Raw genomic sequence first — 21,437 nt, forward strand, 5'->3', positions numbered from 1 at the left:
TGACGGTTCGTCAGTGCGGCGGTAGACCGCACTGACTGCGTGTAGTTTAGAAACCGGTCATGAACAGGCTCTGTGAAAACCATGGAGACGACGCCGGATCTGAACTGCTTCAGTGCCGGATCAAGCCGCAGATGGATTTCACAGAGGCTGCTAGCCGCCGGACTTCTTCGCTTTGAAACCGTGTTTGATCAGCTCTGCCAAGAGTAGCTCGACATGATCGCCCTGGATTTCGATGATCCCGTCCTTCAACGCCCCACCGGTGCCGCAACGTTTCTTCAGCGTTGTCGCCAGCTCCTTGAGGGCGTCTTCGGCCAGTGGCACGCCGGTGATGGTGGTCACCGTTTTGCCGCCACGGCCCTTGCTCTCGCGACGCACGCGGGCAATGCCGTCCCCGGCCGGGATCACGGTTTGTTTGCAGATACAGGCGTCCACCGGTTTACTGCATTCCGGGCAATGACGACCTGCGTCGGTGGAAAATACCAGGCCACCAAGGGCGGCGAAGGATGCGGCTTTTTTGGCCACCGGCAATCCTCTTGGGAGGACAAAGACTGATCGCGACCTTGGGCAAGGTCATCGACCGCGAAGCCCCACTCAGGCAGGGGCAGCGCTACTGCACCGTGCGCTTGAACAAAAGCAGGTCAGTGCAGCTTGAAAAGGTCGCGCAGTGTAACGGCAAAAAGCGCAATTGCTAAGAGCCAATCGGCGCCAATTTATGTGTTCTTTGCGACGCCGCTTTGTTGAGCCTTCAGATAGCGCTTCAACGCGGCCAGAGAGTCCGGGCAGTAAGGCTTTTGCTGGATTTCCAGCATTACCTGATCGACCGGAATAAAGCGTGCTTCCAGCACTTCTTCCGGCTGCAGTTTCAGCGGGCCGTCCCACACCGCGGAAAATGCCGAGCACCACAGGCGATTGCCGGTGTCCTCGAAGAAAAAATGATCGTGGGCGGTCAGCTCCACCCCGCTCACGCCCAATTCCTCTTCCAGCTCGCGGGCCGCCGATTCAGCGTAGGTCTCATCGGCCTGCACCATGCCGCCGGCTGCCACATCCCAGTAACCGGGATAGATCGCCTTGCTCAAGGTGCGTCGATGCACGCAGAGCTCACCAGCGGAATTGAACAACATGATGTAGGTGCCGCGCCCGATCAGCCCGCGCTCACGCAGATCGGCCCGCACCAGGGCGCCGAGCAAGTTGTCCTGCTCGTCGACCCAGGCGATCTGTTCGGCATCGGAGGCGGCGCGGTGCGCCGCCTCTTTGGCGCTATCGACCATGACTCAGCCCTGATTGAGCAATTGACGCAGATCGATCACTGCAGCGTTGGCCCGGGAAATGTAGTTGGCCATGACCAGCGAGTGGTTGGCCAGCACGCCGAAGCCGCTGCCGTTGAGGATCATCGGGCTCCAGACCGGCTCCTGCGATGCTTCCAGTTCACGGATGATCTGGCGCACGCTGACCGTGGCGTTCTTTTTCGCCAGCACATCGGCAAAGTCCACTTCGATGGCGCGCAACAGGTGCGACAGCGCCCAGGCCTGACCGCGTGCTTCGTAGAACACGTTGTCGATCTGCATCCACGGGGTTTCGACGACTTCCTCGTCGACCTGCGGTACTTCGCCAACCGCAGGCACTTCGGTTTTCAGCGCGGTGTTGAGCTTGACCCGGCCGACACTGGCCGAAAGGCGTTGCGACAGCGAACCGAGACGGGTTCCGACATCGCCCAGCCAGTTGTTGAGGTTGTCGGCGCGGGCGTAGAACAAGGCGTTTTTCTGCGTTGGATCAGACAGACGCGCCTGATAACGGCTCAGGGAGTTGATGCCTTCCTGATATTCCGATTCGCTCGACGGCAGGATCCAGCTCTTGTTGTCGAAGTTGAAACGCGGTTCGGCCTTGGCCAGATCAGCATCCTCGGCCGACTGCGACTGCGAACGGGCAAAGTCCTTACGCAGGGCACGAGTCAGGTCACGCACCTGCACCAGCACGCCGTATTCCCAGCTCGGTGTGTTGTCCATCCACAGGCCAGGCGGAAAACGGTCGTTGGAAATGTAGCCTCCCGGTTTGTTCAGCAACGTACCGGCAACGGTCTTGAGAGTTTCGACCGTGGTGTAGCCGACGACCATCTGCTTGCCTTCTTTCTCGGCAGCCGCCTGGGCGTTTTGTGCCACCGGAAACAGCGCCGGCTCCTGGCTCCAGTACCAGCCCAGGCCGATGGTCACCAGCAGATAAATGCCGATCAGCGTGGCCAGCGCGCGGCTGAACAACAGCCCGCCCACATAGCTGCGGGTGGCCGACTTCGGCTCAGCGGCACGTTCAGGCGCGCTGCCCGCGCGGTTCTTCCAGTCCAGCATGGCGATATCCTTTCAATCACTTGGGTTCAACGGTTCGACCACAACCATACAACAACGTGCCAAGGCCGGCACCCGCCATTGAAGAGAAGCAGAAAATCCACGGAACGCGCGGCATCGACCCGCAAATTCTCTAGGGGTTTCCCTGATACAGCGCCATCAACAAAGCTGCGAAACAGGCATTTGCAGATCAGCGTCTGTCTGCAGCACAGCGTGGTGCACACAGGCTTGTTTACGCTTCGAGCAGCACCATATGCCCGGTTTTCGGGAGGTTCATCGACGAACAGGTCTCATCCAAAACCACCCGGTCAGAAACTGAATTGTGCAGCACCGCAGATTATTGACGCACGACACTCATATAAGGGAAAAGAGGTGCTAGCATAGAGCCACCAGTCGATCTCAGCATGCGCCCTAACTAGTAGTCAGGATATGACCGAGCCAGAAGACCCCAGCCGTGAGCGCCTCAAGCACCACTTTGCCCAGCGGGTAATTCATCAGGCACGTCAGATTCTTGAGATATGGCAGCGCCTGCAACGCAGTGAGTGGTCCACCGCCGACCTCGCCGAACTGAGCGAGGCCAATCTGCGCCTGCTGCGTTTTGCCGAGCGCTTCGAGCAGCCCGAGCATACGCAACTCGCGCGTCATATCGGCCAGTCGCTGGAAGCGGTGGACGCCAATCGCGGACGCCTGAGCAGCGGCCTGATCACTGACCTCAATCGTTTGATGCAGCGTCTGTCGCGCACCGGTCTGCGCCACGGTGATCAACTCGACCAGACCTTCCTGCCGCCGCTGCGCAAACCGATCTACGTCATGTTGCAGGATCACGACCGCGCCGAGCGGCTGGCCAAGCAGTTGGAGTTTTTCGGCCTGACCGCGCAGGCGCTGGACAGTGTCGCGGCGTTTCGCTCCTCGATGGTTGAGCGCTTGCCCGCCGCGATCGTCATGGACGTGGACTTCAGCGGCGCAGGCGTCGGCCTGCAACTGGCTGCCGAAGCCCAGGTTGGCCTGGAAGAACCGCTGCCGCTGCTGTTTTTCAGCCTGCACGAAACCGACACCCCGACGCGCCTCGCCGCCGTGCGCGCCGGCGGCCAGGAATTCCTCACCGGCACCCTCGAAGCGTCGAGCCTGCTGGAGAAGATCGAAGTCCTGACCTGCGTCGCCCAGTACGAACCTTATAAAGTGCTGATCATCGACGACTCCCGCGCCCAGGCCTTGCACACCGAGCGCCTGCTCAACAGCGCCGGAATCGTCACGCGCACCCTGATCGAACCGATCCAGGCGATGGCCGAACTGGCGGACTTCCAGCCGGATCTGATCATCCTCGACATGTACATGCCGGCCTGCACCGGCACCGAACTGGCCAAGGTCATCCGCCACAACGACCGCTACGTCAGCGTGCCGATCATTTATCTTTCGGCCGAGGACGATCTGGACAAGCAGCTCGACGCCATGAGCGAGGGCGGCGACGATTTCCTTACCAAACCGATCAAGCCTCGGCATCTGATTACGACTGTGCGCAACCGCGCCGCCCGCGCGCGCAATCTCAAGGCACGCATGGTCCGCGACAGCCTCACCGGCCTGTACAACCACACGCACATCCTGCAATTGCTCGAAGACTGCTCGTTCCGCGCCCGTCGCGAGAACAAGCCGCTGAGCTTTGCCATGCTCGACATCGACCACTTCAAGCGAGTCAATGACAGTCACGGCCATCCGATGGGCGACCGAGTGATCAAGAGCCTGGCGCTGTTCCTCAAGCAACGCCTGCGCAAGACCGACTTCATCGGCCGGTACGGTGGCGAAGAATTCGCCATCGTCATGCCCGACACGGATATAGAAGCGGCGCACAAAGTGCTCGACGAGATCCGCCAGCGCTTCGCCGAAATCCACTACCCGGCGCAACCGCACGATTTGTGGTGCACCTTCAGCGCCGGCGTGGTGGAAATGCACGAGGATTCCGACAGCCTGATGATGGCTAGCCAGGCCGACGAAGCGCTGTACCGCGCCAAAGGTGCCGGACGCAATCGAGTGCAGACCGCGCGCGACTCAAAGCAAAGTGCCACCTTTTCATCGGAATCCACTGATTCGGTCATAACCCTGTAACAGAACCGCAATAAATTCAGGCGCTTACCATTTCTGCCGTTGGTAGCCGTCATGCGCCTGAAGTTGCTCACCAATCTCAACACTCTGCTGCTGGTCGCCGTTTGCGTGGCCCTCGGCGCGACGCTGTGGTGGTCGCAAAAAGCCCTGGAGCGTCCGTATCTGTTGATGGAGCGCTACCTCGGCCTGTCGCAGCAATTTCAGAATGACGTGGCGCGCAATGTCGAGGACTACCTCGCCAGCGGCGACGCCCTGCGCCTGAGCAGCGCCAGCCAGGCCATCGACGGCCTGCAGAAGGAGCTCGGCGAACTGCCGCCGGCACTGGCCGAGACCCTGCGCCCGAGTCTGTCGAGCCTCGAAGAGTTCAGCAAAACCGACCTGCTCGCCGCCGGCAAACTGGCCGGTGATCCGCAAGCACTGCTGCTGCAAGCCGAACGCGAACTGAGCGCCAGCCTCGATCAACTCAGCACCTACGCCAATGGCAACGCGTCTTACCTGACGCCGCTGCTGGTCGCTTCGCAGCACCTGGGCAAGCTGTCGCTGGCCCGCGACAAACTGGTCAGCAGCGGCCGCAGTGAATTGGCCGCCGACGTCGAGCGTGAAGTCGACAATATCCGCACCCAGGCTCAGGCCATCGACGCCCTGCCCCTGCTCGGCGTGGTCGCCAAGAATGAATCCGGCAGTGATGATTTCGCCGCGATGATGGGCATCGAAAGCACCGAAAAAGCAGCCGCCGAAGACGCCGGGGTCGGCCTCAAGCGCGAACTCAACAGCCTGCTCGGTCGCTATCCGGCGGAGCTGGCACGTACCCGCGAGCAGATCCAGAAACGCACCGACCTGAGCACCGCGACCCACCTGAAGATCGCCGCCGTGCAACAGGCGATCGCCGGGCTTGAGCCGGTGGTACGCGCCCAGCACGGGCAGATTCAGGGCGAAGTGCGCCTGATGCAGGGCGTGATGATCGGCCTGATTCTGTTGATCGCCCTGCTGATCGACACCTTGCAGCGGCGCCTGTCGCGCACTCTGACCAACCTCGCGCCGGCGCTGTCGACCTGGGCCGAAGGCGATTTCAGCAACGACATTCAGTTGGGCAAGACCAACCGCGAACTGCATGACATCGAGGCTTCGCTCAACCGCTTGCGCGCGTATCTGGTGGATCTGGTCGGGACGATTCGCGGCAACGCCGAACAAGTCGCCGGCAGCAGCCGTACCCTCGCCGAACTGAGCAACGAGCTGCACAGCGGCGCCGAACATCAGGCCGGCGATACCGCGTTGATCCGCGACTCCCTCGGCGAACTGGAGGCGACCATTCAGCAAGTGGCCGGTGATGCGCGCCAGGCCGCGGACGCCAGTCGCCATGCAGGGCTGGCGGTCGAACATGGACAGACCGTGATCGGCCAGAGCCTCACCGGGCTGCACGCGCTGGTCGGCGAGGTGCAAGGCAACGCGCAGATGATCGAGCACCTGGCCGAAGAGTCGGCGACCATTGGCGGCGTGCTGACGGTGATCCGTTCGATTGCCGACCAGACCAACCTGCTGGCGCTGAACGCAGCCATCGAAGCGGCGCGGGCCGGAGAAATGGGCCGTGGTTTTGCGGTGGTGGCCGAGGAAGTGCGCTCACTGGCGCAACGCACGGCGGGCGCCACGGCGGAGATTCAGACGCTGATCGCCGGCCTGCAAACTGCTGCCCGACAATCGGTCGAAGGCATGCGCGCACAGGTCGAACACGCCGAAGCCACAGCCAATCAGGCACAAGCGGCGGACGGCGCGCTGGACAAGATCGTTGGCGCGATCCAGACCATTTCCGACACGGCGATCCGCATCGCCGACATCACCGCCCAGCAGAGCGGCGCGGTCAGCGAGATCCGCGACCACAGCGAGCGGATCCATCAATTGGGCGGGGATAACCTGCTCCGTATCGGCGAAGGTCGCGAACAGGGCGAGAACCTGCTGGTATTGGGCGGGCAACTGCACACCGCCGTGCAGGCATTCCGCGTCTGAAAAATCGCCTTCGCGAGCAAGCCCGCTCCCACATTGGAATGCGTACCCCTGTGGGAGCGGGCTTGCTCGCGAAGGCGGTATTCCTGCCCCCACAAATGACCGGATCAAATCACTCGGTCACAAATTTCGCGCAAACATCGGTCATCGTGCTGGCTATTGCAGAGAACTGGACAGTCACAAAGCCTTTGCGGCATAGTCGCCGGGTTCTGACGACTGCTCATTCATAACAAGGAACACGCAGATGGCGACGCTACTGGTGCTGCACGGCCCCAACCTGAACCTGCTCGGCACCCGCGAACCGGGCACCTATGGGTCAACGACCCTGGCGCAGATCAATCAGGATCTGGAGCGCCGCGCCCGTGAAGCCGGCCATCATCTGCTGCACCTGCAAAGCAATGCCGAGTACGAATTGATCGACCGCATCCACGCCGCTCGCGGTGAGGGTGTCGATTTCATTCTGATCAATCCAGCAGCATTTACACACACAAGTGTCGCATTACGTGACGCGCTGCTGGGAGTGAGCATCCCATTCATCGAAGTGCATTTGTCCAACGTGCACAAGCGCGAACCTTTCCGCCATCACTCTTACTTCTCCGATGTAGCGGTGGGAGTGATCTGCGGCCTTGGCGCCAGCGGTTACCGACTGGCCCTGGAGGCCGCACTAGAACAGCTTGAAACACAGGCAACGACTTGAACCACAAGCGTTAAACGCCCCTGACCGACCCTTGGGAGTTGATGATTCATGGATATCCGTAAAGTTAAGAAACTGATCGAATTGCTGGAAGAGTCCGGCATCGACGAGCTCGAGATCAAGGAAGGCGAAGAGTCCGTACGCATCAGCCGTCACAGCAAGACCCCGGCTCAGCAGTACTACGCTCCGGCGCCGATGCAGGCTCCGGCCGCTGCGCCTGCCGCCGCTGCTCCAGTAGCTGCTGCCGCTCCGGCTGCCGCTGCTGCTCCTGCACTGAACGGCACCGTGGCCCGCTCGCCAATGGTAGGCACCTTCTACCGTAAATCTTCGCCAACCTCGCCAGCCTTCGTTGAAGTCGGCCAGACCGTGAAGAAAGGCGACACTCTGTGCATCGTCGAAGCCATGAAGATGATGAACCACATCGAAGCTGAAACCAGCGGTGTGATCGAATCCATCCTCGTCGAAGACGGCCAGCCGGTTGAGTACGACCAACCGCTGTTCACCATCGTTTGAACTGCGGAGAGCCTTTGATGACTGCGAAGTTGGAAAAAGTTCTGATCGCTAACCGCGGTGAGATCGCCCTGCGGATTCTTCGTGCCTGCAAAGAGATGGGCATCAAGACCGTCGCCGTTTACTCCAAGGCCGACAAAGAGCTGATGCACCTGGGTCTGGCAGACGAGTCCGTCTGCATCGGCCCGGCTTCTGCCGCTCAGTCCTACCTGCACATCCCGGCCATCATCGCTGCCGCTGAAGTGACTGGCGCTACCGCCATCCACCCAGGCTACGGTTTCCTCGCGGAAAACGCCGATTTTGCCGAGCAGGTCGAGAATTCCGGCTTCGCCTTCATCGGCCCGAAAGCCGAAACCATTCGCCTGATGGGCGACAAGGTATCGGCCAAGCACGCGATGATCGAAGCCGGCGTGCCTACCGTTCCAGGTTCCGACGGCCCGCTGCCGGAAGACGAAGAAACGGCGCTGCGTATCGGTCGTGAAGTCGGCTACCCGGTGATCATCAAAGCCGCTGGCGGCGGCGGTGGTCGCGGCATGCGCGTGGTGCACAAGGAAGAAGACCTGATCGCCTCGGCGAAACTGACCCGCTCCGAAGCTGGCGCGGCGTTCGGCAACCCGATGGTCTATCTGGAAAAATTCCTGACCAACCCGCGTCACGTCGAAGTTCAGGTACTGTCCGACGGCCAGGGTCACGCCATCCATCTGGGCGACCGCGATTGCTCGCTGCAACGCCGTCACCAGAAGGTTCTCGAAGAAGCGCCGGCACCGGGCATCGACGAGCAGGCGCGTCAGGAAGTTCTGGCTCGCTGCGTCAAGGCGTGCATCGACATCGGCTACCGTGGCGCTGGTACCTTCGAGTTCCTGTACGAGAACGGTCGTTTCTACTTCATCGAAATGAACACCCGTGTTCAGGTGGAGCACCCGGTTTCGGAAATGGTCACCGGTATCGACATCGTCAAGGAGATGCTCAGCATCGCCGCTGGCAACAAGCTGTCGTTCACGCAGGATGACGTGGTGATCCGCGGTCACTCGCTGGAGTGCCGGATCAACGCTGAAGACCCGAAAACCTTCATGCCGAGCCCGGGCACGGTCAAGCATTTCCACGCCCCAGGCGGCAACGGCGTTCGCGTCGATTCGCACCTGTACAGCGGTTATGCAGTTCCGCCGAACTACGACTCGCTGATCGGCAAGCTGATCACTTACGGCGCCACCCGCGACGAAGCCATGGCGCGCATGCGTAATGCCCTGGACGAGATCGTGGTTGACGGGATCAAGACCAACATCCCGCTGCACCGTGATCTGACCCGCGACGAAGGCTTCTGCAAAGGGGGCGTGAACATTCACTACCTCGAGCACAAGCTGGCAGGCGAGAAGCACTAAGCTTCAAGTCCGCACAGACAAGGCCGCCTTCGGGCGGCTTTGTTGTTTCTACAGCTTTCAAATCCCCTGTGGGAGCGGGCTTGCTCGCGAAAGCGGTGCATCAGATACATTTATTTGTCTGGCACACCGCCTTCGCGAGCAAGCCCGCTCCCACAGGGTGCAATGCAGCTCCCACAAACCCTGCGCGCTCGCGTAAACTTGCGCGCTTCTCGCTGGCCGCTAGGCTGCAATCATATTTTTTCAAAGGTGCCCGCCATGCCTTGGCTGCAAGTACGTCTCGCCATCAGCCCGGAACAAGCCGAAACCTACGAAGACGCTTTCCTTGAAGTCGGCGCCGTTTCGGTGACCTTCATGGACGCCGAAGATCAGCCGATCTTCGAGCCGGAACTCAACACCACCCCACTGTGGGCGCACACGCACCTGCTGGCCCTGTTTGAGGGCGGCACCGAGCCTGCGCCGGTGCTCGCGCATCTGGAACTGCTGACCGGCAGTCCGCTGCCCGAGCATCACAGCGAAGTCATCGAAGACCAGGACTGGGAACGCAGCTGGATGGACGGCTTCCAGCCAATGCGTTTCGGTCAGCGCCTGTGGATCGTGCCGAGCTGGCACGCCGCGCCCGAGCCTGACGCGGTCAATCTGTTGCTGGATCCGGGCCTGGCGTTCGGCACCGGCACCCACCCGACCACCGCCCTGTGCCTGGAATGGCTCGACGGTCAGGACCTGAAAGACTGCAACGTCCTGGACTTCGGCTGCGGCTCGGGAATTCTGGCGATCGCCGCCCTGCTGCTCGGCGCGAAAGAAGCCGTCGGCACCGACATCGACGTGCAGGCGCTGGAAGCCTCGCGCGACAACGCCGGGCGCAACAATATTGCCGACGAGCTGTTCCCGCTGTACCTGCCGGAAGATCTGCCGCAGGTCAAAGCCGACGTGCTGGTGGCCAACATTCTGGCCGGCCCGCTGGTTTCCCTGGCGCCGCAGCTGTCCGGCCTGGTGAAAACCGGCGGTCGTCTGGCGCTGTCGGGCATCCTTGCCGAACAAGGTGAAGAAGTCGCCGCCGCCTATGCGCAGGACTTTGATCTGGACCCGATCGCCAATCGCGATGGCTGGGTGCGTATCACCGGCCGTCGGCGCTAGAATGACCGCCTGCATAAACCGGATCGCCGCATGACCGACAGCTTCGTCACCCAGTGCCCGCATTGCCAAACCAGCTTCCGCGTCAGCCATGCTCAGTTGAGCGTGGCCCGCGGGGTGGTTCGCTGTGGCTCCTGCCTGCAAGTGTTCAACGCCGCCAAACAGCTGCTGGAACAACACGCCGGCAAGGAAGCGGTCACTCCGGTGGCGCCGTCCATTGTCCAGCCAGCACCGTCTCAGGCAGTGGTCAGCGAGCCGCCGCCAGTGGTCGAAGCACCCGTCAACGACGAACCGCCCGCGCCGCGCGCCATCAGCCAGAAGCAATGGAGCGCCAGCGAGCTGGATCTGGACAGCCTCGATCTGGACGAAGAACTGGCCCGCCTCGAACAACGGGAAATCCAGCCGACCACCGAGTTCGGTCGTCAGCGCGAGGAGTCCCTGAGCGCCCGGCGCGACAGTCCTGAAGCCGATGAAACGGAGTGGCGCGACAGCCTGTTCAGCGCACGCGACGATGAACGTCTGCCCGAGCCCGAAGATGACGTCGAGTCAGATGCCGTCGAACCGGAACCGCTAAACACCGCGCGCACCGAGCCTTCCCTGTCGCTGGAGCCGGTGGATCTGGATGACGAGCCGCCGATCCCGCAACTGCGCCTGCACGACCCGATTGATCCGAATGCCCGCCGCGAACGCCTGTCGGCCAACGTCGAGCCGGACGATGACGACTTGCCATCGGTCGAACCGCTGCGCAAAAAACGTCAACGCGCCGAAGTGTTGCAGGACCTGACCGACGACCCGCTGCAACTGGACTGGCAGAAACGCCGTTCGCCCTGGGGCCGGCGTCTGCTCTGGGGTTTGCTGGTGCTGCTAGCTGCCGCCGGTCTGGCCGGCCAGTACATTGCCTATCACTTCGATGAACTGGCGCGGCAGGATCAGTACCGCCCATGGTTTCAGCAGTTCTGCCCGCAGATCGGCTGCACGGTGCCGTCCAAGGTCGACATCGGCAAAATCAAAAGCAGCAATCTGGTGGTGCGCAGCCATCCGGAATTCAGCGGGGCGCTGGTGGTGGATGCGATCATCTACAACCGCGCGACGTTCTCCCAGCCATTTCCGTTGCTGGAGCTACGCTTCGCTGACCTCAACGGTCATCTGATCGCCAGTCGTCGCTTCAAACCCGGCGAATACCTCAACGGCGACCTTGAGGGCATGGCGGAAATGCCGCCGCAGACGCCGATCCACATCGCGCTGGATATCCTTGATCCAGGCCCCAAAGCGGTGAATTACAGCCTGAGTTTCCACTCGCCCGAGTGAATCGCTTCATCGCTTCAGGTTTGACGGCAGTTTTCTGACTTCGCCCGCGCTTACCAAACCGCTGGTAATAACAGAATAACTGTTCAGATTTTGTTCAATTCAGCCTTTATCCAGTCATCGAGAGCGGGTATCATGCCAACCCTTTTTCGAACTCTCATGATCCGGCCCCACTTCAGGGAAGTCCTATGTCGGCGGTACGCATCGGCCCATATACATTGCAGAACGGTTTGATTCTCGCCCCGATGGCGGGCGTCACCGACCAGCCCTTTCGTCAGCTGTGCAAGCGTTTGGGCGCAGGGCTTGTAGTCTCGGAAATGGTCACCAGTGACATGAGCCTGTGGAATACCCGCAAGTCGCGCATGCGCATGATCCACGAAGGCGATCCCGAGCCACGCTCGGTGCAGATTGCCGGTGGCGATGCGCAGATGCTGGCGGACGCGGCACGGGCCAACGTCGAACTGGGCGCACAGATTATTGATATCAACATGGGTTGCCCGGCAAAGAAGGTCTGCAACAAGGCCGCCGGCTCCGCGTTATTGAAAGACGAAGCACTGGTGACCGAGATCCTGCAGGCCGTCGTCGCTGCAGTGGATGTGCCGGTGACCCTGAAGATCCGCACCGGATGGGATCGCGACAACAAGAACGGCCTGACTGTGGCGAAGATCGCCGAGCAGGCCGGGATCACCGCGCTGGCCGTGCATGGCCGCACGCGCGCCGATCTGTACACCGGCGAAGCCGAGTACGACACGATTGCCGCGATCAAGCAGGCGGTGTCGATGCCGGTGTTTGCCAATGGCGATATCGATTCGCCGGAAAAGGCCCGTTACGTGCTTGACGCGACCGGTGCCGATGGCCTGCTGATAGGCCGGGCTGCCCAGGGGCGGCCATGGATTTTTCGCGAGATCGAACACTTCCTGCGTACCGGCGAGAAATTGCCGGCGCCGGAGCTGAGCGAAGTGGAACGCATCCTGCTGGAGCATCTGGCCGCACTTCACGCCTTCTATGGGGATGTGATGGGCGTGCGTATTGCCCGCAAGCATGTGGGCTGGTATCTCGCAACCTTGCCGGGCGCCAGGGAGTTTCGCGCCCACTTCAATCGTTTGGATGGTACGGAAACACAATGCGCCAACGTTCGGGAGTTCTTCGCCGAGCGTTACAAGAGCCTGACAGGGGACGAAGAAGGGGTGGCCGCATGACGATGATGACCGAGACTTTAGTGAGTGGAACAGCACCCGTGAGCGACAACGTGAATTTGAAACAGCACCTCAATACCCCGAGCGAAGAAGGTCAGACCCTTCGCGGGAGTGTCGAGAAGGCGCTGCACAATTATTTCGCCCACCTTGAGGGCGCGTCCGTCACGGATGTGTACAACCTGGTGCTCTCCGAAGTCGAGGCTCCCCTGCTCGAAAGCGTGATGAACTACGTCAAGGGCAACCAGACCAAGGCCAGCGAGCTGCTCGGACTCAACCGCGGCACGCTGCGCAAGAAACTCAAGCAGTACGATCTGCTGTAAGCATTCAATCAAACCAGAAAGGCGCCCGCGTAAAACCGGTCGCCTTTTTTGCTGACTTCCTTTGCTTTTGATGGAAATTGAGATGACCGACCAGACTACCCGCCTGCCGATCCGCCGCGCCTTGATCAGCGTTTCCGACAAGACCGGGATCCTCGAATTCGCCAAGGAGCTTGAAGCCCTCGGCGTCGAGATCCTCTCCACCGGCGGGACGTTCAAGCTGCTGCGCGACAACGGTGTTGCCGCAGTGGAAGTCGCGGATTACACCGGTTTCGCGGAAATGATGGACGGTCGGGTGAAAACCCTGCACCCGAAAATCCACGGCGGGATCCTCGGTCGTCGCGGTATCGACGATGCAATCATGAACGAGCACGGCATCAAGCCGATCGACCTGGTTGCGGTCAACCTGTACCCGTTCGAAGCCACCATCAACAAGCCCGGCTGCGACCTGCCGACTGCGATCGAGAACATCGACATCGGTGGCCCGACCATGGTTCGTTCGGCAGCGAAAAACCATAAAGACGTGGCGATCGTGGTGAATGCCAGCGATTACGCCAACGTTCTGCAAAACCTCAAGGCCGGCGGCCTGACCTACGCTCAGCGTTTCGACCTGATGCTCAAGGCCTTCGAACACACCGCCGCCTACGACGGCATGATCGCCAACTACATGGGCACCGTGAATCAGGCTGCCGACGTGCTGAGCACCGAAGGCCGCAGCGAATTCCCGCGCACCTTCAACAGCCAGTTCATCAAGGCTCAGGAAATGCGCTACGGCGAGAACCCGCACCAGAGCGCGGCGTTCTACGTGGAAGCCAAGCCTGCTGAAGTCGGCATCGCCACCGCGACCCAACTGCAAGGCAAAGAGCTGTCGTACAACAACGTGGCCGACACCGACGCCGCGCTGGAATGCGTGAAGAGCTTCGTCAAGCCGGCCTGCGTGATCGTCAAGCACGCCAACCCGTGCGGCGTGGCCGTGAGCCCGGACGCCGAGGGCGGCATCCGTCAGGCCTACGAATTGGCCTACGCCACCGACACCGAGTCGGCCTTCGGCGGCATCATCGCCTTCAACCGTGAACTGGATGCCGAGACCGCCAAGGCGATCGTCGAGCGTCAGTTCGTGGAAGTGATCATTGCTCCAAGCGTCAGCGCAGAAGCCCGTGCTGTTGTGGCGGCCAAAGCCAACGTGCGCCTGCTGGCCTGCGGCGAGTGGTCGGCGGATCGCGCTGCGGCCTGGGACTACAAGCGCGTCAACGGTGGCCTGCTGGTGCAGAGCCGCGACATCGGCATGATCGGCGCCGACGACCTGAAAGTGGTGACCAAGCGTGCACCGACCGAACAGGAAATCAACGACCTGATCTTCGCCTGGAAAGTCGCCAAGTACGTTAAATCCAACGCCATCGTCTACGCCAAAAACCGTCAGACCATCGGTGTCGGCGCCGGCCAGATGAGCCGCGTAAACTCCGCACGTATCGCTGCGATCAAGGCTGAGCACGCCGGTCTGCAAGTGGCCGGTTCGGTGATGGCCTCGGACGCGTTCTTCCCGTTCCGCGACGGTCTGGACAACGCGGCCAAGGTCGGTATCACTGCGGTGATCCAGCCGGGCGGCTCGATGCGTGACGCTGAAGTGATCGCTGCAGCCGACGAGGCTGGCATCGCCATGGTCTTTACGGGCATGCGCCACTTCCGTCACTGATACAACTCGATCCAAATGTGGGAGCGGGCTTGCTCGCGAATGCAATCTGTCAGCAACAGCCGTTTTGCCTGACACACCGCTTTCGCGAGCAAGCCCGCTCCCACATAAAGCGCTCCAGTAGCGCCTGACAGAATTTGAGGTTCTTGAAATGAATGTTTTGATCATTGGCAGCGGTGGCCGTGAACACGCCCTGGCCTGGAAAGTGGCTCAGGATCCGCGCGTGCAGAAGGTTTTCGTCGCGCCGGGCAACGCCGGTACCGCGATTGAAGCCAAGTGCGAGAACGTCGCCATCGACGTGCTGGCCCTTGAGCAACTGGCCGACTTCGCCGAGAAAAACGTTTCCCTGACCATCGTCGGCCCGGAAGTGCCGCTGGTGGCCGGCGTGGTCGATCTGTTCCGCTCCCGTGGCCTGGACTGCTTCGGCCCGACCGCTGGCGCTGCGCAGCTGGAAGGCTCGAAAGCCTTCACCAAGGATTTCCTCGCGCGTCACAAGATCCCGACCGCTGACTACCAGAATTTCACCGAGATCGAGCCGGCCCTGGCTTACCTGCGTGAAAAAGGTGCACCGATCGTGATCAAGGCCGACGGCCTGGCCGCCGGTAAAGGCGTGATCGTTGCCATGACCCTGGCCGAAGCCGAAGACGCCGTGCGCGACATGCTCGCCGGCAACGCCTTCGGCGACGCCGGTTCGCGCGTGGTGATCGAAGAATTCCTCGACGGCGAAGAAGCCTCGTTCATCGTCATGGTCGACGGCAAGAACGTGCTGCCGATGGCCACCAGCCAGGACCACAAACGTGTTGGCGACGGCGACAGCGGCCCGAACACCGGCGGCATGGGTGCCTACTCCCCTGCCCCGGTGGTCACCGCCGACGTGCACCAGCGCGTGATGGATCAGGTGATCTGGCCGACCGTGCGCGGCATGGCCGAAGAAGGCAACGTCTACACCGGTTTCCTGTACGCCGGTCTGATGATCGACAAGGCCGGCAACCCGAAAGTCATCGAATTCAACTGCCGCTTCGGTGACCCGGAAACCCAACCGGTGATGCTGCGTCTGCAATCGAGCCTGGTGCTGCTGGTCGAAGCCGCTCTGGCGCAAGCGCTGGACAAGGTTGAAGCGCAGTGGGATCCACGTCCGAGCGTCGGCATCGTGCTGGCCGCCGGCGGCTACCCGGGCGACTACGCCAAGGGCGCGGTGATCAACGGTCTGGACACAGCCGCAGGCCTGGAAGGCAAAGTCTTCCACGCCGGTACGGCGCTGAAGGATGGCAACGTGGTGACGGCCGGTGGTCGCGTACTCTGCGCCACCGCCATGGGCGCCAGCGTCAGCGAAGCGCAGCAGCAAGCCTACAAGCTGGCCGCTGCCATCGACTGGGAAGGCTGCTTCTACCGCAAGGACATTGGCTACCGCGCCATTGCCCGTGAACGTGGCGAAACCCAGGAATAAGCTGTCCTTCACGTCCGGCGCGGGATGCAGTCCCTCGCCGGGCTGTTCCGCCGCCGCGCATCGTTATATTCTGGCATCAACCTACGAAGGGATTTCGCCGTGCGCTGGCTCAGGATTGCCATAAGTTTCACCGTCACGTTGCTGACCTTGCTCTGCATGCTTCCGGCTCTGGCCGCGCAAGGCAGTGGCTGGTCGGTATTGCTTGACGATCAGGGTAATCTGCAACTGAGCGACATCCGCTCGGCGCGCTACACCAATCAATTCAGTCCCATCGAACTTGATCGCCTCACGGCGGCCGAGCCCGATGGTGCACTCTGGCTGCGCTTCAAACTGGCGCCGGGCAAGCACGAGCAGGTGCTGCGGATCTTCGCTCCCGACCTGTCCAACCTCAGCCTCTACGTGCTGGACGGCGACAAGCTGATCGAGCAACGCACTTCCGGCACCCATCAGCCGCAGGTCGAGCGGCCACTGCCGAGCAGCGACTTCCTGCTGCCGCTGCCGCAAAGCGACAAGTCCCTCGACGTTTATCTGCGGATGGTTTCCGACCATCAGCTGCGCCCGCACATCACCCTGCAATCGGCGGTGATGAGTGCCGCCAACCAGAACCAGACGCTGATCTTCGGTCTGCTGTTCGGCTGCCTCGGCATGTTGCTGCTGCACAATCTTGTGCGCTACGCCTACTCCCGCTCGCGCAGCAGCCTGTGGCTGGCGGTCTGCGAAGGACTGCTGGGCCTGAGTCTGTTGCTGTTGCTCAACCTCGCCGGCCCGTGGTTGCCGAACTGGCACGCGATCCAGACCCCGGGCGCGTATCTGGCGTTGCTGCTGACCGCCCCGGCCGGGCTGATGTTCGCCCTGCGCTTCTTCGCCCCGCTCGGCCCGCACCCGCTGAACAAACTGTTGCTGGGCGACATTCTGTTCATCGTGATCTGCAGCCTGCTGCTGTTATTCGTCAACACCCTGCCGCTGAACATCATCACCTACGCGCTGGTGGCGCTGGCCGGTCTGAGCATGTTGCTGGTCGGCTTCTATCACTGGCAAAAAGGTTATCGCCCGGCGCGGCTGTTCGTTGCCGGGATGGTGGTGTTCAACATCGGTACGCTGATTATTTTGCCGGCCCTGCTGGGGCTGACCCTGGTGGCGCCGCAAGGCCTGATCATGACCCTGATGGGTTTCATCTGCATCAGTGGCTTGCTGATGAGCATCGCCTTGGGTGAACGCCAGCGCAGCATCACCGAAAGCCGGTTCAGCATCAGCCGCGACCTTGCCGCGAGCAATGCCGAGATCAACGCCAAAGCCGAATTCCTCGCCAAGATCAGCCACGAAATCCGCACCCCGATGAACGGCGTGCTGGGCATGACCGAGCTGCTGCTGGGCACGCCACTGTCGGTCAAGCAACGCGATTACGTGCAAACCATCCACAGTGCCGGCAACGAACTGCTGACGTTGATCAACGAGATTCTCGACATTTCCAAGCTCGAATCCGGACAGATCGAACTGGACGATGTGCAGTTCGACCTCAACGCGCTGATCGACGACTGCCTGAGCATCTACCGGGCCAAGGCCGAACAGCAGAACGTCGAGCTGATCAGCTTCATCCAGCCGCAAGTGCCGCGCGTGATCAGCGGCGACCCGACCCGCCTGCGCCAGACCCTGCTGAGCCTGCTGGAAAACGCCCTGAAGAAAACCGACGAAGGCGAAGTGCTGATCGTCGTCGCCCTCGACGAACGCAGCGTCAAACCGCGCCTGCGCATCGCCGTGCAGGACAGTGGTCAGCCGATGGAACCGGAGGAGCGCGATGCGCTGATGCACGCCGAACTGCACAGCAAACACTTCCTCTCGGCCAACCGTCTGGGTGGCAACCTCGGGCTGGTGATTGCGCGGCAACTGATCCGCCTGATGCACGGCGAGTTCGGGATCAAGAGCGGCGCCAATCAGGGCAGCACCTTGTGGCTGACCCTGCCACTGGACCCGGATCGTCTGGAACACCCGACCTCCGACCTCGACGGCCCGTTGCAAGGTGCGCGCGTGCTGGTGGTGGACGACAACGATACCTGCCGCAAAGTGCTGGTGCAGCAATGCAGCGCCTGGGGTCTGAACGTCAGCGCCGTGCCATCGGGCAAGGAAGCGCTGGCGCTGCTGCGCACCAAGGCGCACCTGCGCGACTATTTCGATGTGGTGCTGCTGGACCAGAACATGCCCGGCATGACCGGCATGCAACTGGCGGCCAAGATCAAGGAAGACCCGAGCCTCAATCACGACATCCTGTTGATCATGCTCACCGGCATCAGTAACGCGCCGAGCAAGATCATCGCGCGCAACTCCGGGATCAAACGCATCCTCGCCAAACCGGTGGCCGGCTATACGCTCAAGACCACGCTGGCCGACGAGTTGAACCAGCGCAATAAAGGTCAGGTAGTGTTCCAGCCGCAAGTGGTCACTCCCGCGACGGCGGCCAAGGTGCCGAGCGATTTCCGCATTCTCGTCGCCGAAGACAACACGATTTCGACCAAAGTGATTCGCGGCATGCTCGGCAAACTCAACCTGCAACCAGACACCGCCAGCAATGGCGAAGAGGCCCTGCAGGCGATGAAGGCCCAGCGTTACGATCTGGTGCTGATGGACTGCGAAATGCCGATCCTCGATGGCTTCTCGGCGACCCAGCAGCTACGGGCGTGGGAGGTCAGCAATCAGCGTATACGCACGCCGATTGTCGCGCTGACCGCGCACATCCTCGCCGAACACAAGGAACGCGCGCGTCAGGCCGGGATGGATGGCCACATGGCCAAACCGGTGGAGCTGTCGCAACTGCGCGAGCTGATCGAACACTGGGTAGCCCAGCGCGATCAGCAGAACCGTACGGCCTCGACCTTTTAAGCAGGGGTACCACGCCAGTTCGAGCGTGACTCAATCGGCTGCGCCGTTCTCTTCGGCTGGAACGTCTTCATTCAGCCTCAACAACGCCACGTTAGCTTCAAGCCTGTCCTGGACTTTCAGGGCGATGGCTGCGCGAACCGGCCCATAGAGCGTTTCGGACAAATTGGCACTGGCAGAGCGTCTGCAAACACTGCCGCGAATATCCTCAGCCTGGAATAGCTCGGCCAAAGGGTTGTCAGCGAGAATCCGTCCAGTCGCAAATTCGATGTAGACGCTGCTCATCGACATCGGCGAGTGCGCCACGACCACCAACAGCCGTATGATTCTGGAAACATCTGACTGATCCGTCGATGCATCGCTGGCGCCTTTCTGCATGTAACCACGCAGCAGCTCTAGTGCCGGCTCGCTTGCGGAAAGTGCTGCCAGTCGACGCATGACTGCGTTTGCAACGCCACATTGCTCCACAGCACCCCCGAACTCAGGAGCGACCACCCAGTCAACGACAGACACGCTGTTACCCTGTGCGACGGACAGATCCAACCGTGCTCTGAAATGTCGCAGCCAATATTTGTCCAGAAATTCCATGTAGACGTCATACCAGGCAATACCCGGATCTTTCTCAAGTTTCTTGTTAGCCGCCAGTTGCGCCAACAACAGAGAGTTTATTAAATCCTGATAGCGTTCCGGTTTGTCTGCCGGCGGAATCATTACAACGGCACCCGCAACGATCAAAACGGAATATTTGCAATTCATATAATCGCCCCCAAAAAAAAGCAGTCGACCTTCGACTGCTTTTTTCGATTTATCAGATATCAATATCTTCAATCTGATCGATACCCACCAGCTTTTTCTTGATCGTCTCACGCACTGCGTTGGCGACGTCGGTGTTTTTGGCAAAGAAAGTTTGAGCTCGATACAAACTTACATTACGAACATCGACATCCACGAACATCACTTTGGTAGAGGTGTTCTTGCGCAGAAAACGCACCGTTCCCAGCGCCATGATTGCCTCACCGTCGAGTTCGACACACGCTCCGGTCGAGATGCCGCCCACGCCGTGGTCCAGCAAATTTCGCTCATAAGCGGTCAACGCAGCAGTGTCCCGTTTTTGCAGGGCCGAGATTGCATCACCCGCGACCTTCAGCATCAGAACGCTGGTTGGCCCTGGCAGTGCAACATTAGCCAGCACGGAACCCAGAATCTCCAGTACCAGCTTGTCCATCCGCACACTCGTGCCTTCGATACTGAGGTCATTGTAGTACTGATCGACAGGCGTCCAGCCAGCGAGGGTCATCACCTCACGGAACCGCTTATACCACTCTCGGCCCTGATGCTCTTCGGGGTATAGCTTGTTCGCTGCACGTGTGGCGAACAGAAGAGCGTTCTGGGCATCCGACTTGTTCTGATCCGAAAGTTTGCCAGAAAAACCCATTGTGACTTCGCCGACAACAGAGCCTTTCGACGGTGCCTCGATTTCGTCCCCTACAGCCAACAGGCCACGAGAGCGAATAACTGGCGCACCCACATCACAGGCTTCAATCGCGTTAATACAGGAAGAGATATAAAGCTCATTAACGATTTGACCATGCACAATAAAAGTCCTTATTAATTAGTAGGCAAGCCCCTCTTGAACTTGCAAGAAAACAATAAACAAACAAGCCCAGCACTACAAACTCAAATCTGTAACATCTTATCCAGCAAACAAGATGCAACTAACAACATCACACAAAACAACTATAAAACAAAAAACGAAAAACCGACTGCCTCGCGCAGAATCTTCTGCACACACAAGCAACTAACCGACTGATAGACTCGCCGTCATCACTCTCCGGATGCGAGTCGCCCTCATGCTCCACGTGTTATTCAGCGTTTACCTGAAGATGCTGGTGCTCTACAGCCCGTTCTTCGTGTTGTCCTGCTTCATCAGCCTGACTCGTGGCTACTCGCGCAAGGAACAGCGGCGCCTGGCCTGGAAAGTGGCGATCGCCACTCTGATCTCCAGCGTCTTGCTTTATCTGTTCGGGCGGGTGATTTTCGATGTATTCGGGATCACTGCGGACGCATTCCGCATCGGTGCCGGCAGCGTGCTGTTCATTTCGGCGTTGGGCATGGCGCAGGGCAAGCCTGTGGTGCAGAGTGACAACGTGCAACAGGACGTGACGATCGTCCCGCTGACCATTCCGCTGACCGTCGGCCCGGGCACCATCGGTGCGCTGCTGGTGATGGGCGTCAGCCAACCACACTGGGACGACAAACTGACCGCGATCATGAGCATCACTCTGGCCAGTTTCACCGTAGGGGTGGTGCTGTATCTGTCCAATCACATCGAACGGGTGCTCGGTGATCAGGGCCTGCAGATCGTCAGCCGGCTGATGGGCCTTTTCGTCTGCGCACTGGCGGCGCAGATCATCTTTACCGGGATCAAGGGCTATCTGGTGTCCTGAACGAAAAAGGGCTGCGGAG

17 protein-coding genes and 1 pseudogene are annotated in these 21,437 nt (G+C 60.7%); 13 read left to right on the top strand and 5 right to left on the bottom strand.

Annotated elements, in window-relative coordinates; genetic code table 11:
• Positions 1–150 precede the first annotated feature (150 nt).
• The 3 genes from ACM6I7_RS17220 to ACM6I7_RS17230 all read right to left on the bottom strand — a co-directional run bounded on the left by ACM6I7_RS17220 (position 151) and on the right by ACM6I7_RS17230 (position 2,339).
• Positions 151–522 (bottom strand): translation initiation factor Sui1, encoded by a 372-nt coding sequence (locus ACM6I7_RS17220; RefSeq protein ID WP_007914613.1) that lies wholly within the window; start codon positions 520–522, stop codon positions 151–153.
• A gap of 188 nt (positions 523–710) precedes the next feature.
• Entirely contained in the window at positions 711–1,268 is a 558-nt protein-coding gene (locus ACM6I7_RS17225; protein ID WP_135294876.1) for an NUDIX hydrolase, read from the bottom strand.
• 3 nt (positions 1,269–1,271) lie between these two features.
• Positions 1,272–2,339, bottom strand: coding sequence for a DUF2333 family protein (locus ACM6I7_RS17230; RefSeq protein ID WP_007963034.1), 1,068 nt, complete (start codon positions 2,337–2,339; stop codon positions 1,272–1,274).
• Positions 2,340–2,765: 426 nt separating this feature from the next.
• Here ACM6I7_RS17230 and gcbA point away from each other — a divergent pair, with 426 nt between their 5' ends.
• The 12 genes and pseudogenes from gcbA to ACM6I7_RS17290 all read left to right on the top strand — a co-directional run bounded on the left by gcbA (position 2,766) and on the right by ACM6I7_RS17290 (position 18,974).
• Entirely contained in the window at positions 2,766–4,436 is a 1,671-nt protein-coding gene (gene gcbA, locus ACM6I7_RS17235) for a diguanylate cyclase GcbA (RefSeq protein WP_027613596.1), read from the top strand.
• 1,491 nt (positions 4,437–5,927) lie between these two features.
• A pseudogene (locus ACM6I7_RS17240) lies at positions 5,928–6,434 on the top strand (methyl-accepting chemotaxis protein); the annotation flags it as partial.
• A 241-nt stretch (positions 6,435–6,675) separates the two neighbouring features.
• A complete protein-coding gene (gene aroQ / locus ACM6I7_RS17245; RefSeq protein ID WP_025111759.1) occupies positions 6,676–7,128 on the top strand; it encodes a type II 3-dehydroquinate dehydratase in 453 nt (150 codons plus the stop codon).
• A gap of 48 nt (positions 7,129–7,176) precedes the next feature.
• On the top strand, positions 7,177–7,638 hold the full coding sequence (gene accB / locus ACM6I7_RS17250; RefSeq protein ID WP_027613594.1) for an acetyl-CoA carboxylase biotin carboxyl carrier protein: 462 nt from the start codon (positions 7,177–7,179) through the stop codon (positions 7,636–7,638).
• A 17-nt stretch (positions 7,639–7,655) separates the two neighbouring features.
• Positions 7,656–9,014, top strand: a complete 1,359-nt coding sequence (gene accC / locus ACM6I7_RS17255; RefSeq protein WP_007961940.1) for an acetyl-CoA carboxylase biotin carboxylase subunit — start codon at positions 7,656–7,658, stop codon at positions 9,012–9,014.
• A gap of 255 nt (positions 9,015–9,269) precedes the next feature.
• On the top strand, positions 9,270–10,148 hold the full coding sequence (prmA, locus tag ACM6I7_RS17260; protein ID WP_027613592.1) for a 50S ribosomal protein L11 methyltransferase: 879 nt from the start codon (positions 9,270–9,272) through the stop codon (positions 10,146–10,148).
• A 30-nt stretch (positions 10,149–10,178) separates the two neighbouring features.
• Complete coding sequence (locus tag ACM6I7_RS17265; RefSeq protein ID WP_096794818.1) at positions 10,179–11,453, top strand: DUF3426 domain-containing protein; 1,275 nt, start codon at positions 10,179–10,181, stop codon at positions 11,451–11,453.
• Positions 11,454–11,638: 185 nt separating this feature from the next.
• Complete coding sequence (gene dusB, locus ACM6I7_RS17270) at positions 11,639–12,649, top strand: tRNA dihydrouridine synthase DusB (RefSeq protein WP_003221277.1); 1,011 nt, start codon at positions 11,639–11,641, stop codon at positions 12,647–12,649.
• The gene (gene fis / locus ACM6I7_RS17275) at positions 12,646–12,966 is read left to right on the top strand and encodes a DNA-binding transcriptional regulator Fis (protein WP_003221275.1); all 321 of its coding nucleotides are present in this window, start codon (positions 12,646–12,648) and stop codon (positions 12,964–12,966) included. Before dusB ends, fis begins: the two co-directional genes overlap by 4 nt.
• An 82-nt stretch (positions 12,967–13,048) precedes the next feature.
• On the top strand, positions 13,049–14,656 hold the full coding sequence (gene purH / locus ACM6I7_RS17280) for a bifunctional phosphoribosylaminoimidazolecarboxamide formyltransferase/IMP cyclohydrolase (RefSeq protein ID WP_097089909.1): 1,608 nt from the start codon (positions 13,049–13,051) through the stop codon (positions 14,654–14,656).
• A gap of 148 nt (positions 14,657–14,804) precedes the next feature.
• Entirely contained in the window at positions 14,805–16,100 is a 1,296-nt protein-coding gene (gene purD, locus ACM6I7_RS17285) for a phosphoribosylamine--glycine ligase (protein WP_027613589.1), read from the top strand.
• 99 nt (positions 16,101–16,199) lie between these two features.
• Positions 16,200–18,974, top strand: coding sequence for a hybrid sensor histidine kinase/response regulator (locus tag ACM6I7_RS17290; protein WP_027613588.1), 2,775 nt, complete (start codon positions 16,200–16,202; stop codon positions 18,972–18,974).
• A gap of 30 nt (positions 18,975–19,004) precedes the next feature.
• Here the strand turns inward: ACM6I7_RS17290 and ACM6I7_RS17295 are convergent, their stop codons facing one another.
• Positions 19,005–19,799 (bottom strand): hypothetical protein, encoded by a 795-nt coding sequence (locus tag ACM6I7_RS17295; protein WP_414888938.1) that lies wholly within the window; start codon positions 19,797–19,799, stop codon positions 19,005–19,007.
• A complete protein-coding gene (locus ACM6I7_RS17300; RefSeq protein WP_027613586.1) occupies positions 19,780–20,565 on the bottom strand; it encodes a hypothetical protein in 786 nt (261 codons plus the stop codon). The genes ACM6I7_RS17295 and ACM6I7_RS17300 overlap by 20 nt, the downstream gene beginning before the upstream one ends.
• Positions 20,566–20,821: 256 nt before the next feature.
• Between ACM6I7_RS17300 and ACM6I7_RS17305 the strand changes: the two genes are divergently transcribed.
• Positions 20,822–21,418, top strand: a complete 597-nt coding sequence (locus tag ACM6I7_RS17305; protein WP_027613585.1) for a MarC family protein — start codon at positions 20,822–20,824, stop codon at positions 21,416–21,418.
• Positions 21,419–21,437: the final 19 nt, after the last annotated feature.

Source organism: Pseudomonas sp. IT-93MI4 (assembly GCF_949767635.1).
Lineage (GTDB): Bacteria > Pseudomonadota > Gammaproteobacteria > Pseudomonadales > Pseudomonadaceae > Aquipseudomonas > Aquipseudomonas putida_A.